12 protein-coding genes are annotated in these 17458 nt (G+C 69.2%); 10 read left to right on the top strand and 2 right to left on the bottom strand.

All coding sequences use genetic code 11. The annotated features are described in order from the left end of the window. Positions 1-69: 69 nt before the first annotated feature. The 3 genes from ACGLYG10_RS12885 to ACGLYG10_RS12875 are packed head-to-tail and all read left to right on the top strand — an operon-like array spanning position 70 to position 3860. Positions 70-1983 (top strand): polysaccharide biosynthesis protein, encoded by a 1914-nt coding sequence (locus ACGLYG10_RS12885; protein WP_073332791.1) that lies wholly within the window; start codon positions 70-72, stop codon positions 1981-1983. Then, positions 1980-3203: a DegT/DnrJ/EryC1/StrS family aminotransferase gene (locus ACGLYG10_RS12880; protein WP_073332789.1), complete on the top strand. Its 1224-nt coding sequence runs from the start codon at positions 1980-1982 to the stop codon at positions 3201-3203. The genes ACGLYG10_RS12885 and ACGLYG10_RS12880 overlap by 4 nt, the downstream gene beginning before the upstream one ends. Before the next feature lie 45 nt (positions 3204-3248). Beyond that, positions 3249-3860, top strand: a complete 612-nt coding sequence (locus tag ACGLYG10_RS12875; RefSeq protein WP_073332786.1) for a Wzz/FepE/Etk N-terminal domain-containing protein — start codon at positions 3249-3251, stop codon at positions 3858-3860. Here ACGLYG10_RS12875 and ACGLYG10_RS12870 read toward each other — a convergent pair. Next, positions 3750-4340, bottom strand: coding sequence for a hypothetical protein (locus ACGLYG10_RS12870; protein ID WP_139240994.1), 591 nt, complete (start codon positions 4338-4340; stop codon positions 3750-3752). The two genes, ACGLYG10_RS12875 and ACGLYG10_RS12870, sit on opposite strands and share 111 nt — an antisense overlap. A gap of 244 nt (positions 4341-4584) precedes the next feature. Between ACGLYG10_RS12870 and valS the strand changes: the two genes are divergently transcribed. The 7 genes from valS to ACGLYG10_RS12835 all read left to right on the top strand — a co-directional run bounded on the left by valS (position 4585) and on the right by ACGLYG10_RS12835 (position 16849). Further along, positions 4585-7404, top strand: a complete 2820-nt coding sequence (gene valS / locus ACGLYG10_RS12865) for a valine--tRNA ligase (RefSeq protein WP_073332781.1) — start codon at positions 4585-4587, stop codon at positions 7402-7404. A 183-nt stretch (positions 7405-7587) separates the two neighbouring features. Beyond that, positions 7588-9498 (top strand): AMP-dependent synthetase/ligase, encoded by a 1911-nt coding sequence (locus ACGLYG10_RS12860; protein ID WP_073332779.1) that lies wholly within the window; start codon positions 7588-7590, stop codon positions 9496-9498. A 202-nt stretch (positions 9499-9700) separates the two neighbouring features. Next, on the top strand, positions 9701-11584 hold the full coding sequence (locus ACGLYG10_RS12855) for an AMP-dependent synthetase/ligase (RefSeq protein WP_073332776.1): 1884 nt from the start codon (positions 9701-9703) through the stop codon (positions 11582-11584). 89 nt (positions 11585-11673) lie between these two features. After that, a complete protein-coding gene (locus ACGLYG10_RS12850; protein WP_083565928.1) occupies positions 11674-13512 on the top strand; it encodes an AMP-dependent synthetase/ligase in 1839 nt (612 codons plus the stop codon). 294 nt (positions 13513-13806) lie between these two features. Continuing rightward, positions 13807-14028, top strand: a complete 222-nt coding sequence (locus ACGLYG10_RS12845) for a hypothetical protein (protein ID WP_073332771.1) — start codon at positions 13807-13809, stop codon at positions 14026-14028. Continuing rightward, the gene (locus ACGLYG10_RS12840; protein ID WP_139240992.1) at positions 14025-15410 is read left to right on the top strand and encodes a hypothetical protein; all 1386 of its coding nucleotides are present in this window, start codon (positions 14025-14027) and stop codon (positions 15408-15410) included. Before ACGLYG10_RS12845 ends, ACGLYG10_RS12840 begins: the two co-directional genes overlap by 4 nt. Positions 15411-15514: 104 nt before the next feature. Continuing rightward, positions 15515-16849: a hypothetical protein gene (locus tag ACGLYG10_RS12835; RefSeq protein ID WP_139240991.1), complete on the top strand. Its 1335-nt coding sequence runs from the start codon at positions 15515-15517 to the stop codon at positions 16847-16849. Positions 16850-17115: 266 nt separating this feature from the next. Here the strand turns inward: ACGLYG10_RS12835 and ACGLYG10_RS12830 are convergent. Further along, positions 17116-17458 (bottom strand): IS1634 family transposase (locus ACGLYG10_RS12830; protein WP_432416217.1); only part of this gene is annotated, 343 nt, incomplete at its 5' end.

The following is a 17458-nucleotide window of genomic DNA, read 5'->3' as shown; positions in this document are numbered from 1 at the left end:
TTGCCGTGGTCGCGAGGGTGCCGCCCTGATCCCTGGGTCGGTCTCCAGCCGAGAGGTACGTGACCATTCATGCGACCAAGCACTTCCGCCCCTGATCGACAAACACTGCTCCTGCCCATACTAGACACCCTGTTCTGGCTGCTCGCCGCGTTCGTGCCCTGCCGGCTGCACGGGGACGCCTTCGCCTCCCCCGCCGCCCTGAGCGTGCTGGCCTGCGCCGCCGTCGCCGCAGTCGTCAGCCTGTGCCTGGGCTACTTGTGGCTGCTGACTTACCGCCGACGTTACCCGGCCGGTTCCTTCGACGAGGTCACCGCCGTCGTCACCCAGTTCGGCGTATCCGCCCTGGTCATGTTCGGGGTGGCGGCGATCTGGGGGCTGATCACCGACACGCCTCTGCGTGCACTCACCCTCGCCGCCGTCTTCGCACTGGCGCTCCTGGCCGCGCTCACGGCCCGCTTCGCGGCACGGCTGGTAAACACCTACCGGGCCTCCCAGTACTACCAGCGCGTCGCCCGCGGCCAGGACCGCATCGTCGTCGTCGGCGCCGGCCGGGTGGGCCAGCAGATCATCCACCTGACCAAGTTCGACGCCGCCTCCCCCTTCACCCCGGTCGGCCTGGTCGACGACGACCCCGCCAAACGCAACCTGCGGATCCTGGGCGTGCCCGTGCGCGGCGGCGTAGACGATCTGATCGACGTTTGCGCCGAGTTGTCCGCCTCCACGGTGGTGATCGCCGTCGCCGACTTCCCCGCCGACCGGCTCAAGACGGTGACCACCGGCTGCGCGGAGCACGGCATTCGAGTGATGACGATCGTGCCGGTACGCCAGCTGGCCCACCGCGCCCTGCAGATCTCCGATATCCGTGAGATCGACCTGGCCGAGGTGCTCGGCCGCCGTGAGATTCACACCGATGTCTCCCAGATCGCCGGCTACCTCTCCGGCCACACCGTGCTGGTCACCGGAGCCGGCGGCTCGATCGGCTCCGAGCTCGCCCGGCAGATCCACCGTTTCGGCCCCAAGGAGCTGGTGCTGCTGGACCGGGACGAGTCCGCCCTGCACGCCGTACAGCTGGACATCTACGGCAAGGGCCTGCTGGACACCCGCGACATGGTGCTGTGCGACATCCGCGACCGGGCGGCCCTGGAGGCGGTCTTCGCCGAGCACCGCCCGCAGGTGGTCTTCCACGCGGCGGCGCTCAAGCACCTGCCGATGCTGGAGATGTACCCGGAGGAGGGTTGGAAGACCAATGCGTTGGGATCGCGCAACGTGATCGAGCTGGCCCGACGCTACGAGGTGCAGACGCTGGTCAACATCTCCACCGACAAGGCGGCCGATCCCACCTCCGTGCTGGGCCGCACCAAGCTGGCCGCCGAACGCATGACGACGGCGACCGCCCTGGACTGCGGTCGGCGCTTCGTCTCGGTGCGCTTCGGGAACGTGCTGGGCTCACGCGGCTCCATGCTGTGGACCTTCAAGCGGCAGATCGAGGAGGGCGGACCGGTCACGGTCACTCACCCGGACGTGGAGCGCTTCTTCATGACCATCCCCGAGGCCTGCCAGCTGGTGCTCCAGGCCGGTTCCTTCGGCCGCCCCGGCGACACCATGGTGCTGGACATGGGCGAGCCGGTGAAGATCGTCGACGTCGCCCGCCGGCTGATCGCCCAGTCCGGCAAGGACATCCCGATTGAGTACACCGGGCTGCGCCCCGGCGAGAAGCTGTCGGAGGACCTGGTCGCGCACTCCGAGCACGGTGAGCGCCCCTTCCATCCGCTGGTGAGTCACGTGCGCGTACAGCCGCAGCCGACGCCGCAGGTGGAGGAGTTGCACGCCTGGGCGGTGGGTGAGGACCCGCTGGCGGGGGCCGCGCAGGTCCGGCCCGACGGCGTCCCCGCCGGCCCGGCCCCCGGAGTCGCCGCCGGCTCCACCGCCGATCCCACCGACACCGCCCTACCGGTTCCTGACTCCGCGGAGGCCCTGCGATGATTCCCTTCTCCCCGCCCACCTTGACCGAGGACGACATCAACGCGGTGGTGGAGGTGCTGCGCTCGGGCTGGATCACCTCCGGGCCCGTCGGCCGCCGCTTCGAGGAGCAGCTGGCCCAGTGGGCCGGCACCTCCGGCGCGGTCGCGCTCAGCTCCGCCACCGCCGCCCTGGAATTGGCGCTGCGCGCCGCGGGCGCCGGCCCGGGCGACGAGGTGGTCGTGCCGGCCTACACGTACACGGCGTCGGCCTCCGTGATCGACCACGTCGGCGCCCGGATCGTCATGGTCGACTCCGAGCCCGGCTCCCCCTTCCCCAGCGTGGAACGCATCGCCGCCGCGGTCACCGACCGCACGCGCGCGGTGATCACCGTCGACCTGGCCGGCATCCCCTTCGACTCGCGTCCCCTGGCCACGCTCCTGGCCGGGCGGGGCCGGATCGACACCGGACTGGGGGCCGCCCTGGGACGGCCGGTCATCATCTCCGACTCGGCGCACTCGCTGGGTGCCTCGCTGGAGGGGACGCCCGCGGGCTCCCTGGCGGACCTGACCGCCTTCTCCTTCCACGCCGTAAAGAACCTCACGACGGCGGAGGGCGGGGCCCTGACCTGGCGCGCCGACCTGCCCACCGACCGCGAGGAGCTGGCCCGCTGGGTGCGCACCTACTCGCTGCACGGGCAGACCAAGGACGCCCTGGCCAAGTCCCGCGGTGCCTCCTGGGAGTACGACGTGATCGCCCCCGCCTACAAGTGCAACCTGCCGGACACGCTGGCCGCACTGGGACTGTCCCAGCTGGGACGCTATGAGCAGACCCTGCAGCGGCGCCGCGAGCTACTGGCCCACTACGCGCAGGGCCTGGCCGACACCGGCGTGCAGCTGCTGGAGCACGGCGGCGACGGCGTGGCCTCATCCGGCCACTTGGCGATCGCCACGCTGCCGGTGCCCGGGGTCACCGAACGCAACCGGGTCATTCAGGACCTGTACGCGGCGGGAGTGTCGGCGAACGTGCATTACAAGCCGCTGCCACTGCTGACCGCCTACCGCGATCTCGGCTTCGACATCGCCGACTTCCCGCACGCCTACGCCTTCTACACCCGGGAGCTGACCCTGCCGCTGCACCTCGCACTCAGTGACGCGGATGTGGATCGGGTGTGCGCGGCGCTGGCCGGCTCGCTGCGGCACATCTCTCACAACTCCGCGGGCAGCGCTGCCTCCGCCGCCTGACACCCGCCCGACCTACCTGCCGAAAACGGGAAGGATTTGAAAACAATGCAGGAACTTATGACGCTTGTGCGCCGTGGCCTGGTCTGGATCATCGTCCTGGGCATCGTCGGCGGCGGGGCCGGGGCCGCGGTCGCCGCGACCACCGACCCCACCTACACCGCCGGCTCGATGGCCTATGTACAGGTGGAGGTGGACCCGGAGGAGGGGATGACCGGCTACTCCTACGCCTCCACCGTCGCCGACTCCGCCACCGACGGCTTCCTGCCGGTGATCACCTCCCCGGCGGTGGCCCAGGAGGTGATCGACGAGCTGGGCCTGAGCCAGTCCCCGACCGAGGTGGCCTCCTGGGTCTCCGCGACGCGGGTAACGGACTCCCCCGCCATTGAAATTCAGGTGTCGGCGCCCTCGCGCGAGGACGCGATCGCGGTTGCGGACGCCGTCGTCGCCCACGCCTCCGACGACCTGGGGGCGTTGGCCGGTGACGACTACCCGGTCAGCCTCGCCCTGCTGAGCTCGGCGCAGGTCGGCGCGGTCACGCAGACGCCCTCACTGCTGCGTTACGCGGCCGTCGGCGTGGTCGTCGGCGTTATCGCCGGGTTGGTCGTGGCCTTCGTCCTCGCCACTCGTCCCGCTCCTCGCCGAGATCGGGCGGAATAGCCGGCGCGACCGCTCCACGCCACCCGCGGCGGCCGATTCCGTCGCCTCGGCCGAGGCGCCCCGCTCGGCCAGCGGCAGCCACGCCGCGGCCAGCGCGGCCTCATCCGGGGAGTTCAGCACCACTACCTGCGCCGACGACGCCGGCAACGGGCCGGCCGGTGTTCGGCCACGCCCCGTCACGTACACGAAGACGTGCTCGGCCGCAGCCGCCACGGCGTCAAGCCGCGCCAGCAGGGCCGCCGGGTCGTGGGCGTCGTCGACGAGCAGCACCGTATCGGCCCAGCGGTGGCCCGCCTCCGCTTGCGGCGTGCCCGGCCGCGGCATGCGCATGCGCACGTCAACGCCCAGGCGGCGCAGCAGCGCCGCCGCCTCCAGCACGGTGGTGCGCACACTCGCAGCGGCGGTCTCGCCGCCCGGCCACAGCACATTGAAAGTAGGGCTCCCCCCGGCTCGGGAACTGCCCGCCTGCTCCATATCCATCCGTTCTTGCTGCCCACCCACCTGGTTCCGGCCTCTCAGTCGAAGGCTCGCATGCGCCTTGTAATCCGGAGGCACATCCTGCCATTGCCGATGCCCCCACAGCGCCCAGGGGCGGCCGCCGTCGCCCACCTGAGCCGCGGTTGCGTCCGGCTCGCAATGGAACGCCGGGCCGGTTGCCCACCTCACATGGCCTGCGCGGGTGCTGGCGCAGGCGGGCCCGCCCGGCCGTGACAGAATCGGGCACATGTCTGAGTCAGCCGCCGAATCCGCTGCGCCCACGCCCGCCGCCCCGGCCGGGGACCGCTTCCTGCCCTCCGAGCTCCACTCCCCCAACGTGCCCGAAAGGGTCAACGCCGACGGGCTGGAGGAGACCTGGAAGGAGCGCTGGGAGCAGGACGGCATCTACGCCTTCGATCGCAGCGCGCAGCGCCATGAGGTCTTCTCCATCGACACTCCCCCGCCCACCGTCTCCGGATCCCTGCACGTGGGGCACGTGTTCTCCTACACCCACACCGACACGCTGGCCCGCTTCCAGCGCATGCGCGGTAAGGCCGTCTTCTACCCCATGGGCTGGGACGACAACGGCCTGCCCACCGAGCGGCGCGTACAGAACTACTTCGGGGTGCGCTGCGACCCCTCCCTGCCCTACGACCCCGACTTCGTTCCCCCGCACACCGGCGGCGAGGGCAAGTCCATCAAGGCCCGCGACCAGGTGCCGATCTCGCGGCGCAACTTCGTGGAGCTGTGCGAGCGCCTGACCGCCCTGGATGAGGCGCAGTTCGAGGCCCTGTGGCGTCACCTGGGGCTGAGCGTGGATTGGAAGCAGAACTACCAGACCATTGGGAAGCGCGCCCGCAAGGTCGCACAGACCGCCTTCCTGCGCAACCTGGCCCGTGGCGAGGCCTACCAGGCGCAGGCGCCGGGCCTGTGGGACGTCACCTTCGGCACCGCCGTCGCCCAGGCGGAGATCGAGTCGCGCGAATACCCGGGCTTCTACCACCGCCTGGCCTTCCACGTCGTCGACCCCCAGGCCGCAGCCACCGCCGCCGCGGCCGGCGCCCCCATCGAGACCGGCCCGAACGGCACCGCCGACGTGTGCATCGAAACCACCCGGCCGGAGCTGCTGGCCGCCTGCGTGGCCCTGGTCGCCCACCCCGACGACGAGCGCTACCAGCCGCTGTTCGGCACCACCGTGGCCTCCCCCGTATTCGGGGTGGAGGTTCCCGTGCTGCCGCACCCCGAGGCGGAGATGGACAAGGGCGCCGGCATCGCCATGTGCTGTACCTTCGGCGACACCACCGACATCGACTGGTGGCGGGACCTGAACCTGCCGCTGCGGGCCATCCTGCGCAAGGACGGACGCATCGAGACCGAGACCCCGGACTGGATCACCACCGACGCCGGCCGCCGGGCCTACGCGGACATGGCGGGCAAGACCACCTACTCGGCCCGCCAGGTGATGGTGGAGGCGCTGACCGCCTCCGGCGAGATGCGTGGCGAGCCCACCAAGACGGTGCGCCAGACCAACTTCTTCGAGAAGGGCGACAAGCCACTGGAGATCGTCACCTCCCGCCAGTGGTACATCCGCAACGGCGGCAAGGCGTGGACCAACCCCGCCTCCGGGAAGAACCTGGCCGACGAGCTGCTTGAGCGCGGGAAGGAACTGAACTTCTATCCCGACTTCATGCGGGTGCGTTACGAGAACTGGGTGGGGGGCCTCAACAACGACTGGCTGATCTCCCGTCAGCGCTTCTTCGGCGTGCCCTTCCCGCTGTGGTACCGGGTGTGCGAGGACGGCGAGGTCGACTACGACGCCGTCATCACCCCCGAGGAGTCCGCCCTGCCGGTGGACCCCTCCAGTGACGTGCCCGCCGGCTACACCGAGGACCAGCGCGGCAAGCCCGGCGGCTTCGTCGGCGAACTGGACATTATGGACACCTGGGCCACCTCCTCCCTGTCCCCGCAGCTGGCCTCCGGCTGGCTCACCGACGAGGACCTGTTCGGTCGCGTCTACCCCATGGACCTGCGCCCGCAGGGACAGGACATCATCCGCACCTGGCTGTTCACCTCCGTGGTGCGCGCGAACCTGGAGTTCGGCGCCCTGCCGTGGGCGAACGCGGGGCTGTCGGGCTGGATCCTGGACTCCGACCACAAGAAGATGTCCAAGTCCAAGGGCAATGTGGTCACCCCCATGGGACTGCTGGAGCAGTACGGCTCCGACGCCGTGCGCTACTGGGCGGCCTCAGCCCGGCTGGGCCTGGACGCCGCCTTCGAGGAGACGCAGATCAAGATCGGCCGCCGCCTGGCCATCAAGCTGCTCAACGCCTCCAAGTTCGCCCTGTCCATGGGCATCCCGTGGGACGCCGACGCGGCCACCAAGGCGGCCGCCCCCGCCCCGAGCCTGAACGCGGCCGAGGTGACCGAGCCCATCGACCGGGCGCTGCTGGCGGCGCTGGCCGATGTGGTCGACGCGGCCACCACCGCCTTCGAGGGCTTCGAGCACTCCCGCGCCCTGGAGGCCACCGAGTCGCTGTTCTGGACCTTCTGCGACGACTACATCGAGCTGGTCAAGGACCGTGCCAACGACTTCGACGGCTCCCACGACCCGGCCGCGGTACGCAGCGCCCGCACCACCCTGGCCATCGCCGTGGACACCTTCGTGCGCCTGTTCGCCCCGTTCCTGCCCTTCGCGACCGAGGAGGTGTGGAGCTGGTACCGCACCGGCTCCGTGCACCGGACCAACTGGCCCGTCGCCGCGCCGCTGCGCGAGGCGGCCGGCGACGCCGACGCCGAGCTGGTCGTCCACGCCGGTGCCGCCCTGGCGGCCCTGCGCAAGGTGAAGTCGGAGGCCAAGACCAGCCAGAAGACGCCGATCCTGGCGGTGACCCTGGCCGTGGCCGCGCCGGCGACCCCCGCCGTCGAGACGGTGCGCGCGGACCTGGTGGAGGCCGCCAAGGTCACCGGGGAGCTCACGCTGGCCCCGGCCGCCGAGGCCGCCGCGCCGGTGCAGGTGGTCGCGGTCGAGCTCGGGGAGCCCCCGGCCAAGCCGGCCAAGCGCCGCTGACCCGAGCGCCGTCGGGCCCGGAGTCGCCCGGGCCCGACGGCGCACTCGTGCCTGGCGCGGGACGACTCGAATGCACGCAGCCAGCACCCGCCGGCGGTATGGTGAGTAATCCATAACCGAAGCCGGGGTGCACGTGCCCCATCCCGTGTCGTTGTGCCGCCCCGGCTCGAGGAAGAAGAAACCATGACCTCCACCCCCGTGGAACCCGCCTCCCAAGCAGATGGGGCCAGCTCCTCCGATCCCGCCCCGACCGGTGGTCGGCCCGGGCACGCCCTCGAGTGGCAGGCGCCCACACTCATCCGCATCGACGAGCACACCACCATCCCCTCCATGCTGCAGGACCGCGTGCGCCGCTCCGCCGCCCGCCCGCTGATCGCCCGCAAGCAGGAGATCGGCGAGACCTGGCGCAACATGACCGCCCAGGAGTTCTACGACGACGTGCTCTCGGTGTCCGCGGGCCTGATCGGTATGGGACTCGAGCCCGGCGACCGAGTCGCCATCATGTCCCGCACCCGGTACGAGTGGACGCTGCTGGACTTCGCCTGCTGGACGGCGGCGCTCGTGCCCGTCCCCATCTACGAGACCAGTTCCGCCGAGCAGATCGCCTACGTGCTGGCCGACGCCGACGCCCGCCTGGTGATCGCCGAGACCATCACCACCGCGGAGCTGGTGCGGGCGGCCGCGGCCTCGCTGAACCAGGACGGCCTGAAGGTCCTGTCCCTGGACACCGGCGCCCTGCACACCATCACCGAGGCCGGCCGGGACGTGTCCCGCGAGCAGGTGCGCACGCGCACCGACTCCCTGACCACCGAGTCCATCGCCACCATCGTGTACACCTCCGGGACCACCGGCTCGCCCAAGGGCACGGTCCTGTCGCACGGCAATTTCACCAACCTGTGCTCCAACGCGCACCTGTGGATGCCGGAGATCGGCATGGGGCGGGGTTCGCGGCTGCTGCTGTTCCTGCCGCTGGCACACGTGTTCGCCCGCTTCCTGGAGGTCTTCCAGATCTCCGGCGAGGGGATCATGGGACACGCGCCCGATACCAAGAACCTGCTGTCGGACCTGGCCTCATTCCGTCCCTCCTACCTGCTGGTGGTCCCCCGGGTGCTGGAGAAGATCTACAACTCCGCCGATGCGCAGGCGGGAGGCGGCGGCGCCCGAAGGATCTTCCGCTGGGCCGCGAAGGTAGCGATCGAGTACTCCCAGGCGCAGGACACCCCGGCCGGGCCGTCCCGTGCCCTGCGCGCCCAGCGCGCCGCGGCCGACCGGCTGGTCTACCAGCGCATCCGCACCCTGGTGGGTGGCAACGCCGACTGGATCATCTCCGGTGGCGCTCCCCTGTCCACCCGCCTGGCCCACTTCTACCGGGGCCTGGGCATCCCGGTGCTGGAGGGCTACGGGCTGACCGAGACGGTCGGCCCGATCGCCGTGAACACGCCGCGGCTGTCCAAGATCGGCACCGTCGGCCCGCCGCTGCCGCCCATGGCGGTGCGCATCTCGTCCGAGGGCGAGATTCTGCTCAAGGGCCCGTCCGTGTTCCAGGGCTACCACCACGACCCTGAGGCGACGGCCGCCGCATTCACCGACGACGGCTGGTTCCGCACCGGCGACCTGGGCTCACTGGACCGGGACGGCTACGTGACCATCACCGGGCGTGCCAAGGACGTCATCGTCACCGCCGGCGGTAAGAACGTCTCTCCGGCTGCGCTGGAGGACTCCCTGCGCGGTCACCCGCTGATCAGCCAGGTGGTGGTGGTCGGCGAGCAGCGGCCGTTCGTGGCCGCCCTGATCACGCTGGACGCGGAGATGCTGCCGACCTGGCTGCGCACGCACGATCTGGAGCCCATGACCGTGGCCGAGGCCGCCGTCCACCCGCAGGTGCTGGCTGCGCTGAACCGCGCCGTGGACCGTGCCAACAAGCACGTCTCCCGGGCCGAGTCGATCCGCAAGATCCGGGTGCTCACGGACGACTTCACCGAGGCCAACGGCCTGCTCACCCCGTCGCTGAAGGTACGCCGCAGTGCGGCCCTGAAGCACTTCGCCGCCGACATCGACGCCATCTACGGCGGGCCGGCGGGCGTGCAGTCCTGACGGGCACCGATACGCACGCCCGGTGTCGGCGGGGGACCGGTCACGCCGGCCCTCCGCCGCACCGCGGCCGATTCGCCCCTTCTCCCATCCACCACCTGGAGGTTTTCTCCAATACTGGCAGCCGGTTTCGTCGCTCCAATCCGCGCACAACCGGCGCTCGACCTGAAAGAATGTTGCAGTGGCCCCACAATCCTCCGCACCCATGTCCACCGGCGTCCCCTCCGAGGCGGGCAGCCCCACCGCCGTCGACGGCGTCGCCGTCAGCCCGCTGATCAAAGAGCCGGAGTCGGATTGGACCGTCCCGTGGCTGCTGGCCGACCGCATCGCCCGCACACCCAACGCCACCCTGATCGAGCGCAAGACGCAGCTGGGCAACTCGTGGGTCAAGGTGACCGCCCGCGCCTTCGGTGAGGACGTCGCCCGGGTCGCCTCCGGGCTGATCGGAATGGGCCTGGAGCCCGGAGCCTCGGTGGGCATCATGGCGCACACCTCTTACGAGTGGACGCTGCTGGACATGGCGATCGCCCGGGCCGGCCTGGTGTCGGTGCCCATCTATGAGACGGACTCCGCCGAGCAGGTGGAGTGGATTCTGGCCGACGCCGACGTTCGGCTGGTGGTGACCGAAAGTGCCGTCCTGGCGGAGCTGGTGCGGGGGGCCGCGGCCGCATACGCGTCCGCCCAGCCCGACGCGGCGGTGAAGGTGCTGTCCCTGGACCATGACGCCATCTCCACCATCGTCGAGGCCGGTCGGGGCGTGCTCCGCGAGGAGCTGGAGTCCCGTTCGGAAGCCCTGACCTGCGATGACGTCTACTCGATCATCTACACCTCCGGCACCACCGGGCGCCCCAAGGGCGTGGAGATCACCCACCGACAGGCCGCCGGCCTGGGCTGGAACGGGGTGCGCTGGATCCCGGAGCTGCTCAACTCCCCCGACACGCGCCTGCTCCTGTTCCTGCCCCTGGCCCACGCCTACGCACGCTTCCTGCAGCTGCTGGCCATCGCCGGCAACGGCGTGCTCGGCCACACCCCCGACGTCAAGACTCTGCTGCCCGACCTGCAGGGCTTCGCCCCCTCCTACGTGCTGGCGGTACCGCGGGTGATGGAGAAGATCTACAACGCCGCCGACGCCAAGGCCGGCTCCGGCGTCAAGCTGCGGACCTTCCGCTGGGCGGCCAAGGTGGCGATCGCCTACTCCCGCGCCCTGGATACCCCCGAGGGGCCCTCCCGGCAACTGCGGGCCGCGCACGCCCTGGCCGACCAGCTGGTATACCGCACCATCCGTGCCCTCCTGGGACCCAACGCCCGCTACGCCATCTCCGGCGGCGGGCCGCTGGGCGAACGGCTGGGCCACTTCTACCGGGGTATCGGCCTGGTCATCCTGGAGGGCTACGGCCTGACCGAGACGATTGGCCCCACCGCCGTCAACCTGGACATCCGCAACAAGATCGGCACCGTCGGCCCGCCCGTGTGCGGCAACCGGGTGCGCGTCGGCGCCGACGGCGAGCTCGAGGTCACCGGCCTGGGTGTCTTCTCCCGCTACCACAACAATCCCGAGGCGACCGCCGAGGCCTTCACCGACGACGGCTGGTTCCGCACCGGCGACATCGGCTCCGTGGACGCCGACGGCTGGGTGCGTATCACCGGCCGCAAGAAGGAGCTCATCGTCACCGCCGGCGGCAAGAACGTGGCCCCCAACATTCTGGAGGACCGACTGCGCGGCCACCCGCTGGTCAGCCAGGTCCTGGTGATTGGCGACGGCGAGCCCTTCATCTCCGCCCTGGTCACCCTGGACAAGGAGATGCTGCCGCAGTGGCTGGCCAACCACAACCTGCCGGAGATGGACGTGACCACCGCCGCCTCCCACCCGCAGGTGCTGGCCGCCCTGGACCGGGCAGTGGCACGCACCAACCGGGCGGTCTCCCGCGCCGAGTCGATTCGCACCTACCGGGTGCTCACCTCCGACTTCACCGAGGCCAACGGGCTGCTGACCCCCTCATTGAAAGTCAAGCGCTCCCTGGTGATGGAGACCTACGCTGACACCATCGCCGACATCTACTCCACCACCAAGAAGGGGCCGCAGGAGTGAGCCAGGAAACCAACTCCGCCGAGGCGGGCGCGCCCACCGTTTCCCCGCGCGAGCATTCGACACCGCTGCTGGTGCCGGCGCACGCCGCCATGACGGCACCTTGGGCGCTGGCCGAGCGGGTACGCACCAACCCCACCGGCGCAGTGATCGCCCGCAAGTCCTCCGTGGGCGGGCGCTGGCGCGACATGTCCGCGCAGGCCTTCCGCGACCAGGTGCGGGAGGTGGCCGCTGGACTGGTCGCCCTCGGTCTGGAGCCCGGCGACGCGCTCGGCATCATGGCGCACACCTGCTACGAGTGGACACTGCTGGACTTCGCCGCCTGGGAGGCCGGCCTCGTCGTCGTCCCCATCTATGAGACATCTTCCGCCGAGCAGGCCCGCTGGATCCTCACCGACGCCGCCGTACGGCTGGTGGTCGTCGAGGACCAGCCCATGGAGACCATGCTGACGGCGCTGGCCGGCCAAGACCCGGCGCTGGCCGACCTGCGCGTGCTGAGCCTGGCCCGGGAGGCCATCACCGAACTCATCACCGCAGGCAAGGACGTGCGCGCCGCCGAGCTCGACGCCCGCACCGCCCAGCTGACCAGCACCGACCTGGCCACCATCGTCTACACCTCCGGCACCACCGGCCGCCCCAAGGGCGCCGAGCTCACCCACGGCAACCTGGTCCACCTGTGCGTCAACGCCTGCGCGCACGTGCCCGAGGTGCTGGAGGCGCCCGAGACGCGCACGCTGCTGTTCCTGCCCCTGGCGCACGTACTGGGCCGGTTCGTGGAGATGGCGATCGTGTGCTCCTCGGCCGGCGTGCTGGGGCACGCCCCCAATGTGAAGAACCTGGTCACCGACCTGGCCTCCTTCCGACCGACCTTCGTGCCCGCGGTACCGCGCGTCTTCGAGAAGATCTACAACGCGGCCGACGCCCGCGCCACCGGCGCCAAGCAGAAGGTGTTCCGCCTGGCCGCCAAGACGGCGATCGCCTACTCCCGTGCCCTGGACACGCCCGCCGGACCGAGCCGCGGACTGCGTGCCCAGCGCGCCGCCTTCGACCGGCTGGTGTTCTCCACGCTGCGCAGCCTGCTCGGCGGGCGCGTCACGCATGTGATCTCCGGCGGCGGCCCACTGGGTGAGCGGCTGGGCCATTTCTACCGTGGCGCCGGGGTGACGGTGTTGGAGGGGTACGGGCTCACGGAGACGTCGGCCCCCTGCACGGTGAACCTGCCGGCCGCCACCCGCATCGGCTCGGTCGGCCTGCCCCTGCCGGGCACCGCGGTCCGCCTGGACGACGACGGCGAGGTGCTGATCAGCGGCATCGGCGTCTTCCGCGGTTACCACAACAACCCCGAGGCGAGCGCCGAGGCGTTCGTGACACTGCCCGATGCCGCGCCCGCGCAGACCGCCGGCACGGACCCGGCGCCGACGAAGGCAGCGGGTGCGAGCGGCACCCGGTGGCTGCGCAGTGGGGACATCGGCACCCTGGACGCCGACGGCTTCCTGCACATCACCGGCCGCAAGAAGGAACTCATCGTCACCGCCGGCGGCAAGAACGTCGCGCCCGCCGTGCTCGAGGACCGGCTGCGTGGGCACCCGCTGGTCAGCCAGGTGCTGGTGGTCGGGGACAACCGGCCGTGCATCGGGGCCCTGGTGACGCTGGATGCGGAGATGCTGCCACTGTGGCTGTCCAGTCACGGCCTGCCGGACATGGATCCGATCGACGCCACCAAGGATCCGCGCGTGCGTGCGGCCCTGGAGCGGGCCGTGGCCCGCGCCAACGAGGCGGTCTCCCGGGCCGAGTCCATCCGCACCTTCACGGTGCTGCCGGGCGACTTCACGGAGGCCAACGGGCTGCTCACCCCGTCGCTGAAGGTGCGGCGGGATGAGGCCACCAAGCGCTTCGCCAAGGAGATCGACGAGCTCTACACCCGGGTGTGACGGCCCCCGCCTCACCGGGACCGATGCTCACGCACCAAGACCGGTCGAGACGACTGCCGGGCACCGTCTTGCAGCCCCTCCCGCTTGGGAGATGTGTAGCCGGTTGCCGTCGGCAGGGTTCTGCCAGGGACACCGCTTGACGGTTCACGACCTTGGGGTATGTTCCACGACCCCGGGGTGGTCGTGGAACATACCCCAAGGTCGTGATTTGACGCCGGCTGGCACCAACGGGACGACGAGCCCGCCCGGCCCGGGAAGTCACCGGAGCGCTGCTTCCGCTCCGGAGACCTGGGCGTGATCGACGCCGAGGGACTGTTGCACATCACCGGCCACAAGAAGGAGCTCATTGTGACAGCAGGCGGGAAGAACGGCTGGCCCGCCATCGTGGAAGACCGGCTGGGCCGGCCCCCTCTCATCAACCAGGTGCCGGTGGTTGGCGACGGGCTCCCCTGCAGATGCGCCCTGATCCCGCTCACCACCGACATGCGAAGGGCCGCCTGTAAGCTTCCCCCATGAGTCCCGTCCCTCCCCCGCACCAATCCGAGTCCAGCACCGATCCCTACGCCGCGCCTCAGCCCACGCCCCAGAACCAGGAAGCGGTCGGCTACTCTCCGGAACCGCCCGCGCCCGCAGGGCCGTCGGCCAAGAAGAACCGTATGCCGCTGATCATCGGGGCGGTCCTGGGCGTCATCGTCCTGGTGGCCGCTGGCGTCGGCATCGGTGCGCTGCTGCGTTCCCGCGGCACGTCCGGCAACGCCACTGCCTCCGCGAGTGTCTCTGCCGACTGGGCGGAGGGATCACACCAGACCTGGTCCCTGGAGCTGGAGCCGGACTCCTACATTCGAGGCAACGGCAGCCAACTCGCCGTCGCCTCCCCCACCGATTCGCTGGGGGTTTGGAGCGTTGCCGCCTACGACACCGCTGACGGCGCCCCGCAGGAGCAGTGGAGCGTTGAGGTAGAAGTAGGCACCGATGAGTTTCGCTTCGAGTATTGGGGCGACTACCTCGTCGTCGGCGGCACCCTGCTGGAGACGTCCGACGGCGGCGCCTACACCGCCCCGTGGGAGTCCCGTGACGCCCCGGAGTTTCTGGACGAATACGCCTTGCTGTGCACATACGACGGCACCTGCGCCAGTTGGGCCGCCGACGACCCGAGTACCTCCCTGTGGGAACAGCAAATAGACGAGCCCGAAAACATCTTCACCGACCAGTCCACAGCATACCCGGACCCGTCCCGCGTCTATCAGGACGACCAGGTAGCCTACGTGAGCGTCTCCCGCAGCAAGGCGGTGGACCTCGCCACCGGCGATGTCATCGACTTCGACCTCGGCGACACGTACGGCCTAGGTGCTCTTGCCGACGGCTGGGTCAAGGTTGATCACGACACTGGGCGCTACACGTTGCTTTCTCCAACCGGAAAGGAGAGGGACAGCTTCGAGGCCGCCGCTGATGAGAACCCGCTGGGGGCCGCGCGCCTGTTCGACGCCCCGAACGTCACCGCCGAGCAGATCACGAAGCTCGCGAAGGACGGTGACCTCAGCTGGGCGCGCGCCCAGGTCAGGATCGATGAGGACGCCGAGACCTGCACGGTAGCCTTCCTCGTAGACGGGACCGAGCTTGACACCACGCAGGAGGACTGGGGCTGCAGCTTCGACTACACGCCGTACCTGCTGATCTCGGATGACGACTCACTGGTCATGATGACCGCCTCCTCCCCCATGCAGACCGCGTCAACCATCTCGCTGCGCGGCATGTGGACCACCGCGGACGGCAAGCTGATCAGCTTGGGGGAAAACGAGTTCGGCACCGACGAGTTCTACCTCATGAACCCCGAGTTGATCGTCGCCTACGACCCGACCAGCGGGGAGGCGACGGGCTACGCGCCCGGCGCCGAGTAGGACCCCGCCGGGCCGGACGCGTCCCGATGACCGGCTGCGCGCCCGGCCCGGCGCATTTGTACATCCTCGTAGGCGTGATTGGCGCCATGTTCTAGTATCGCCGTATGAGCGCCGCCACACCGCCCCCACAAGCTGGCAACGCCTACGTACCGGGCACACCGTACGGCTATATCGTTGCGCCCCCACTCCCTCCGAAGAGGCGCAGACGCCCCCTGATCATCGGAGCCGTGGCCGCCGTAATACTTCTGGTATGCGCCGGTGTGGGCACCTTCGCCGTGTTGCGCGCTCTCCACTCCTCCAGCCAACAGATCATTTCCTCCCGTTGGGCCGATGGTGCCCATGAAGTTTGGACACTCGACGTCGAGGCCGACTCCCAGGTCATAGCAAACGGGAATCAGCTTCTTACCCTTGACACAGGCTCCTCGGACGACGTTTCGCGGCTAACCGCCTACGACATCAGCGGCAAGACACCTACCCGGAGCTGGAGTACCGACGTCGGCCCCCAAAACAATGTCTTCATGTATTGGGGCGACGTCATAATCGCGGGAGGCCAGTTGCTGACCACATCCGGCGAACTGATCTCCGACGTCCCATGGGAGTCCCCAACCCCGCCGGTAATAGTCGGCACATACGCATTCACCTGCGCTTACGGAACCTGCACCGGCTGGTCCTCGGCAAACCCTACAAGTGAACTGTGGCAGACCCGCATCGAGGACTACTACAATTACGTTATGGCCTGGACTCCTGGATTCGTATACGTGGGAGAGGACGCCACCTACGCGCTAGTCAACGATGACACCGCAATAGATCTTGCTTCAGGAGAAACGATTGACTTCGACCTAGAGGCAGGTCATCTCGTTCTCTCCCTGGCCGATGGCTGGATCACAGCTACCGACAATGAGGTAACAATATTCTCACCAGACGGCGAACCGGTAGACGTTTTCGAGATTACAGATCCGGAGCGTCTAGAGGACTCACTGGGTCCCGCAACAGAACTCGCACTCAGCCCTTTGTATCAGTCACCACGGCCTACCGCCGAGCAGATCAAACTGTTCCTCACCGAGGGTGACCTGAGCGGACAGAAGATCCAGGTCGAATACGACGACTCCGTTTCTCCCTACGACGATAAGTGCCCTCTGATCATCACCGTCAACGAAACCGAGATCATTCCTGAGGCAGCCGACGGCAGCTGCGACTTCACATCCGGCCGATTCGTCCTGTCGAACGATCAGTCGGTCGTGGCGATGACCTATTCCACTCCTATACGTACGAGTTCGACGCTGTATCTTTCTGGCATGTGGGCCGTGACCGACGGCTCGCCCATTGCGCTGGGTATCTCGGGCTCAGAGCACGACGCCATCCTATTGACCAACCCGTCCCTAATCGTCACCTACGACGCACGCCCGGGACGAGTAACCGCCTACGCCCCAGGCCGCTAAGCACACCGCAAGAGGCGGCCATGGCCTCTATCGGCTCCGCGACGCCTTAGAAGGGGGATGTCGGCGCGAACCTGGTGCAATTGACCGGGCCTTGCCCCTAGCAGATCGGGCAGAGTCTTGCCCGCAGGGGCCGTGTTCCCACCAGTCCGCACGCTTACCCGTATACCCGCGAGTGTCGAGCACTGCCCCGGAATCACCCGCCAGACCATGTTCGCCCGGATTCTCCCGCACCACACCAACCAGAATCTGACCTGAGTCCTGACAGTTTAGTGCCCTGCGGCGTTCAGGTTGTTGAGGATTTGCTGTGCGGTCTGGGTGAGCTGGGGCTGGGCGGTTATTTGGTGGCCGTTGATGGTGATGGTGACTTCCTGGAGGGGCCGCAGTTCGCGGACGAGTCGTTTGATGCTGATGCCGGTGGCGGCTTGTAGGTGGCGGGCGACGGCCAGGGATGCCATCACCGCGGTGAGATGGGCTTGAATGGCGTCGTGGGTGTGGTGGAAGACGGGCCTGGCCCGCAGGTCGTGCTTGCTCATGCGGAATGATTGCTCCACGTGCCACAGCTCGTGGTAGGAGGCGATCACCTCACCGGCGGGCATCACCGTGGCGGGG

Origin of the sequence: Actinomyces glycerinitolerans, assembly GCF_900098745.1 — a bacterium.
Lineage (GTDB): Bacteria > Actinomycetota > Actinomycetes > Actinomycetales > Actinomycetaceae > Actinomyces > Actinomyces glycerinitolerans.
This window is presented reverse-complemented; position numbering and strand designations above follow the sequence as displayed.

Coding starts and splice junctions, on each gene's coding strand:
- ACGLYG10_RS12885 (WP_073332791.1), top strand. CDS start 70: ATGCGACCAAGCACTTCCGCCCCTGATCGACAAACACTGCTCCTGCCC.
- ACGLYG10_RS12880 (WP_073332789.1), top strand. CDS start 1,980: ATGATTCCCTTCTCCCCGCCCACCTTGACCGAGGACGACATCAACGCG.
- ACGLYG10_RS12875 (WP_073332786.1), top strand. CDS start 3,249: ATGCAGGAACTTATGACGCTTGTGCGCCGTGGCCTGGTCTGGATCATC.
- ACGLYG10_RS12870 (WP_139240994.1), bottom strand. CDS start 4,340: ATGGATATGGAGCAGGCGGGCAGTTCCCGAGCCGGGGGGAGCCCTACT.
- valS (WP_073332781.1), top strand. CDS start 4,585: ATGTCTGAGTCAGCCGCCGAATCCGCTGCGCCCACGCCCGCCGCCCCG.
- ACGLYG10_RS12860 (WP_073332779.1), top strand. CDS start 7,588: ATGACCTCCACCCCCGTGGAACCCGCCTCCCAAGCAGATGGGGCCAGC.
- ACGLYG10_RS12855 (WP_073332776.1), top strand. CDS start 9,701: ATGTCCACCGGCGTCCCCTCCGAGGCGGGCAGCCCCACCGCCGTCGAC.
- ACGLYG10_RS12850 (WP_083565928.1), top strand. CDS start 11,674: ATGACGGCACCTTGGGCGCTGGCCGAGCGGGTACGCACCAACCCCACC.
- ACGLYG10_RS12840 (WP_139240992.1), top strand. CDS start 14,025: ATGAGTCCCGTCCCTCCCCCGCACCAATCCGAGTCCAGCACCGATCCC.
- ACGLYG10_RS12835 (WP_139240991.1), top strand. CDS start 15,515: ATGAGCGCCGCCACACCGCCCCCACAAGCTGGCAACGCCTACGTACCG.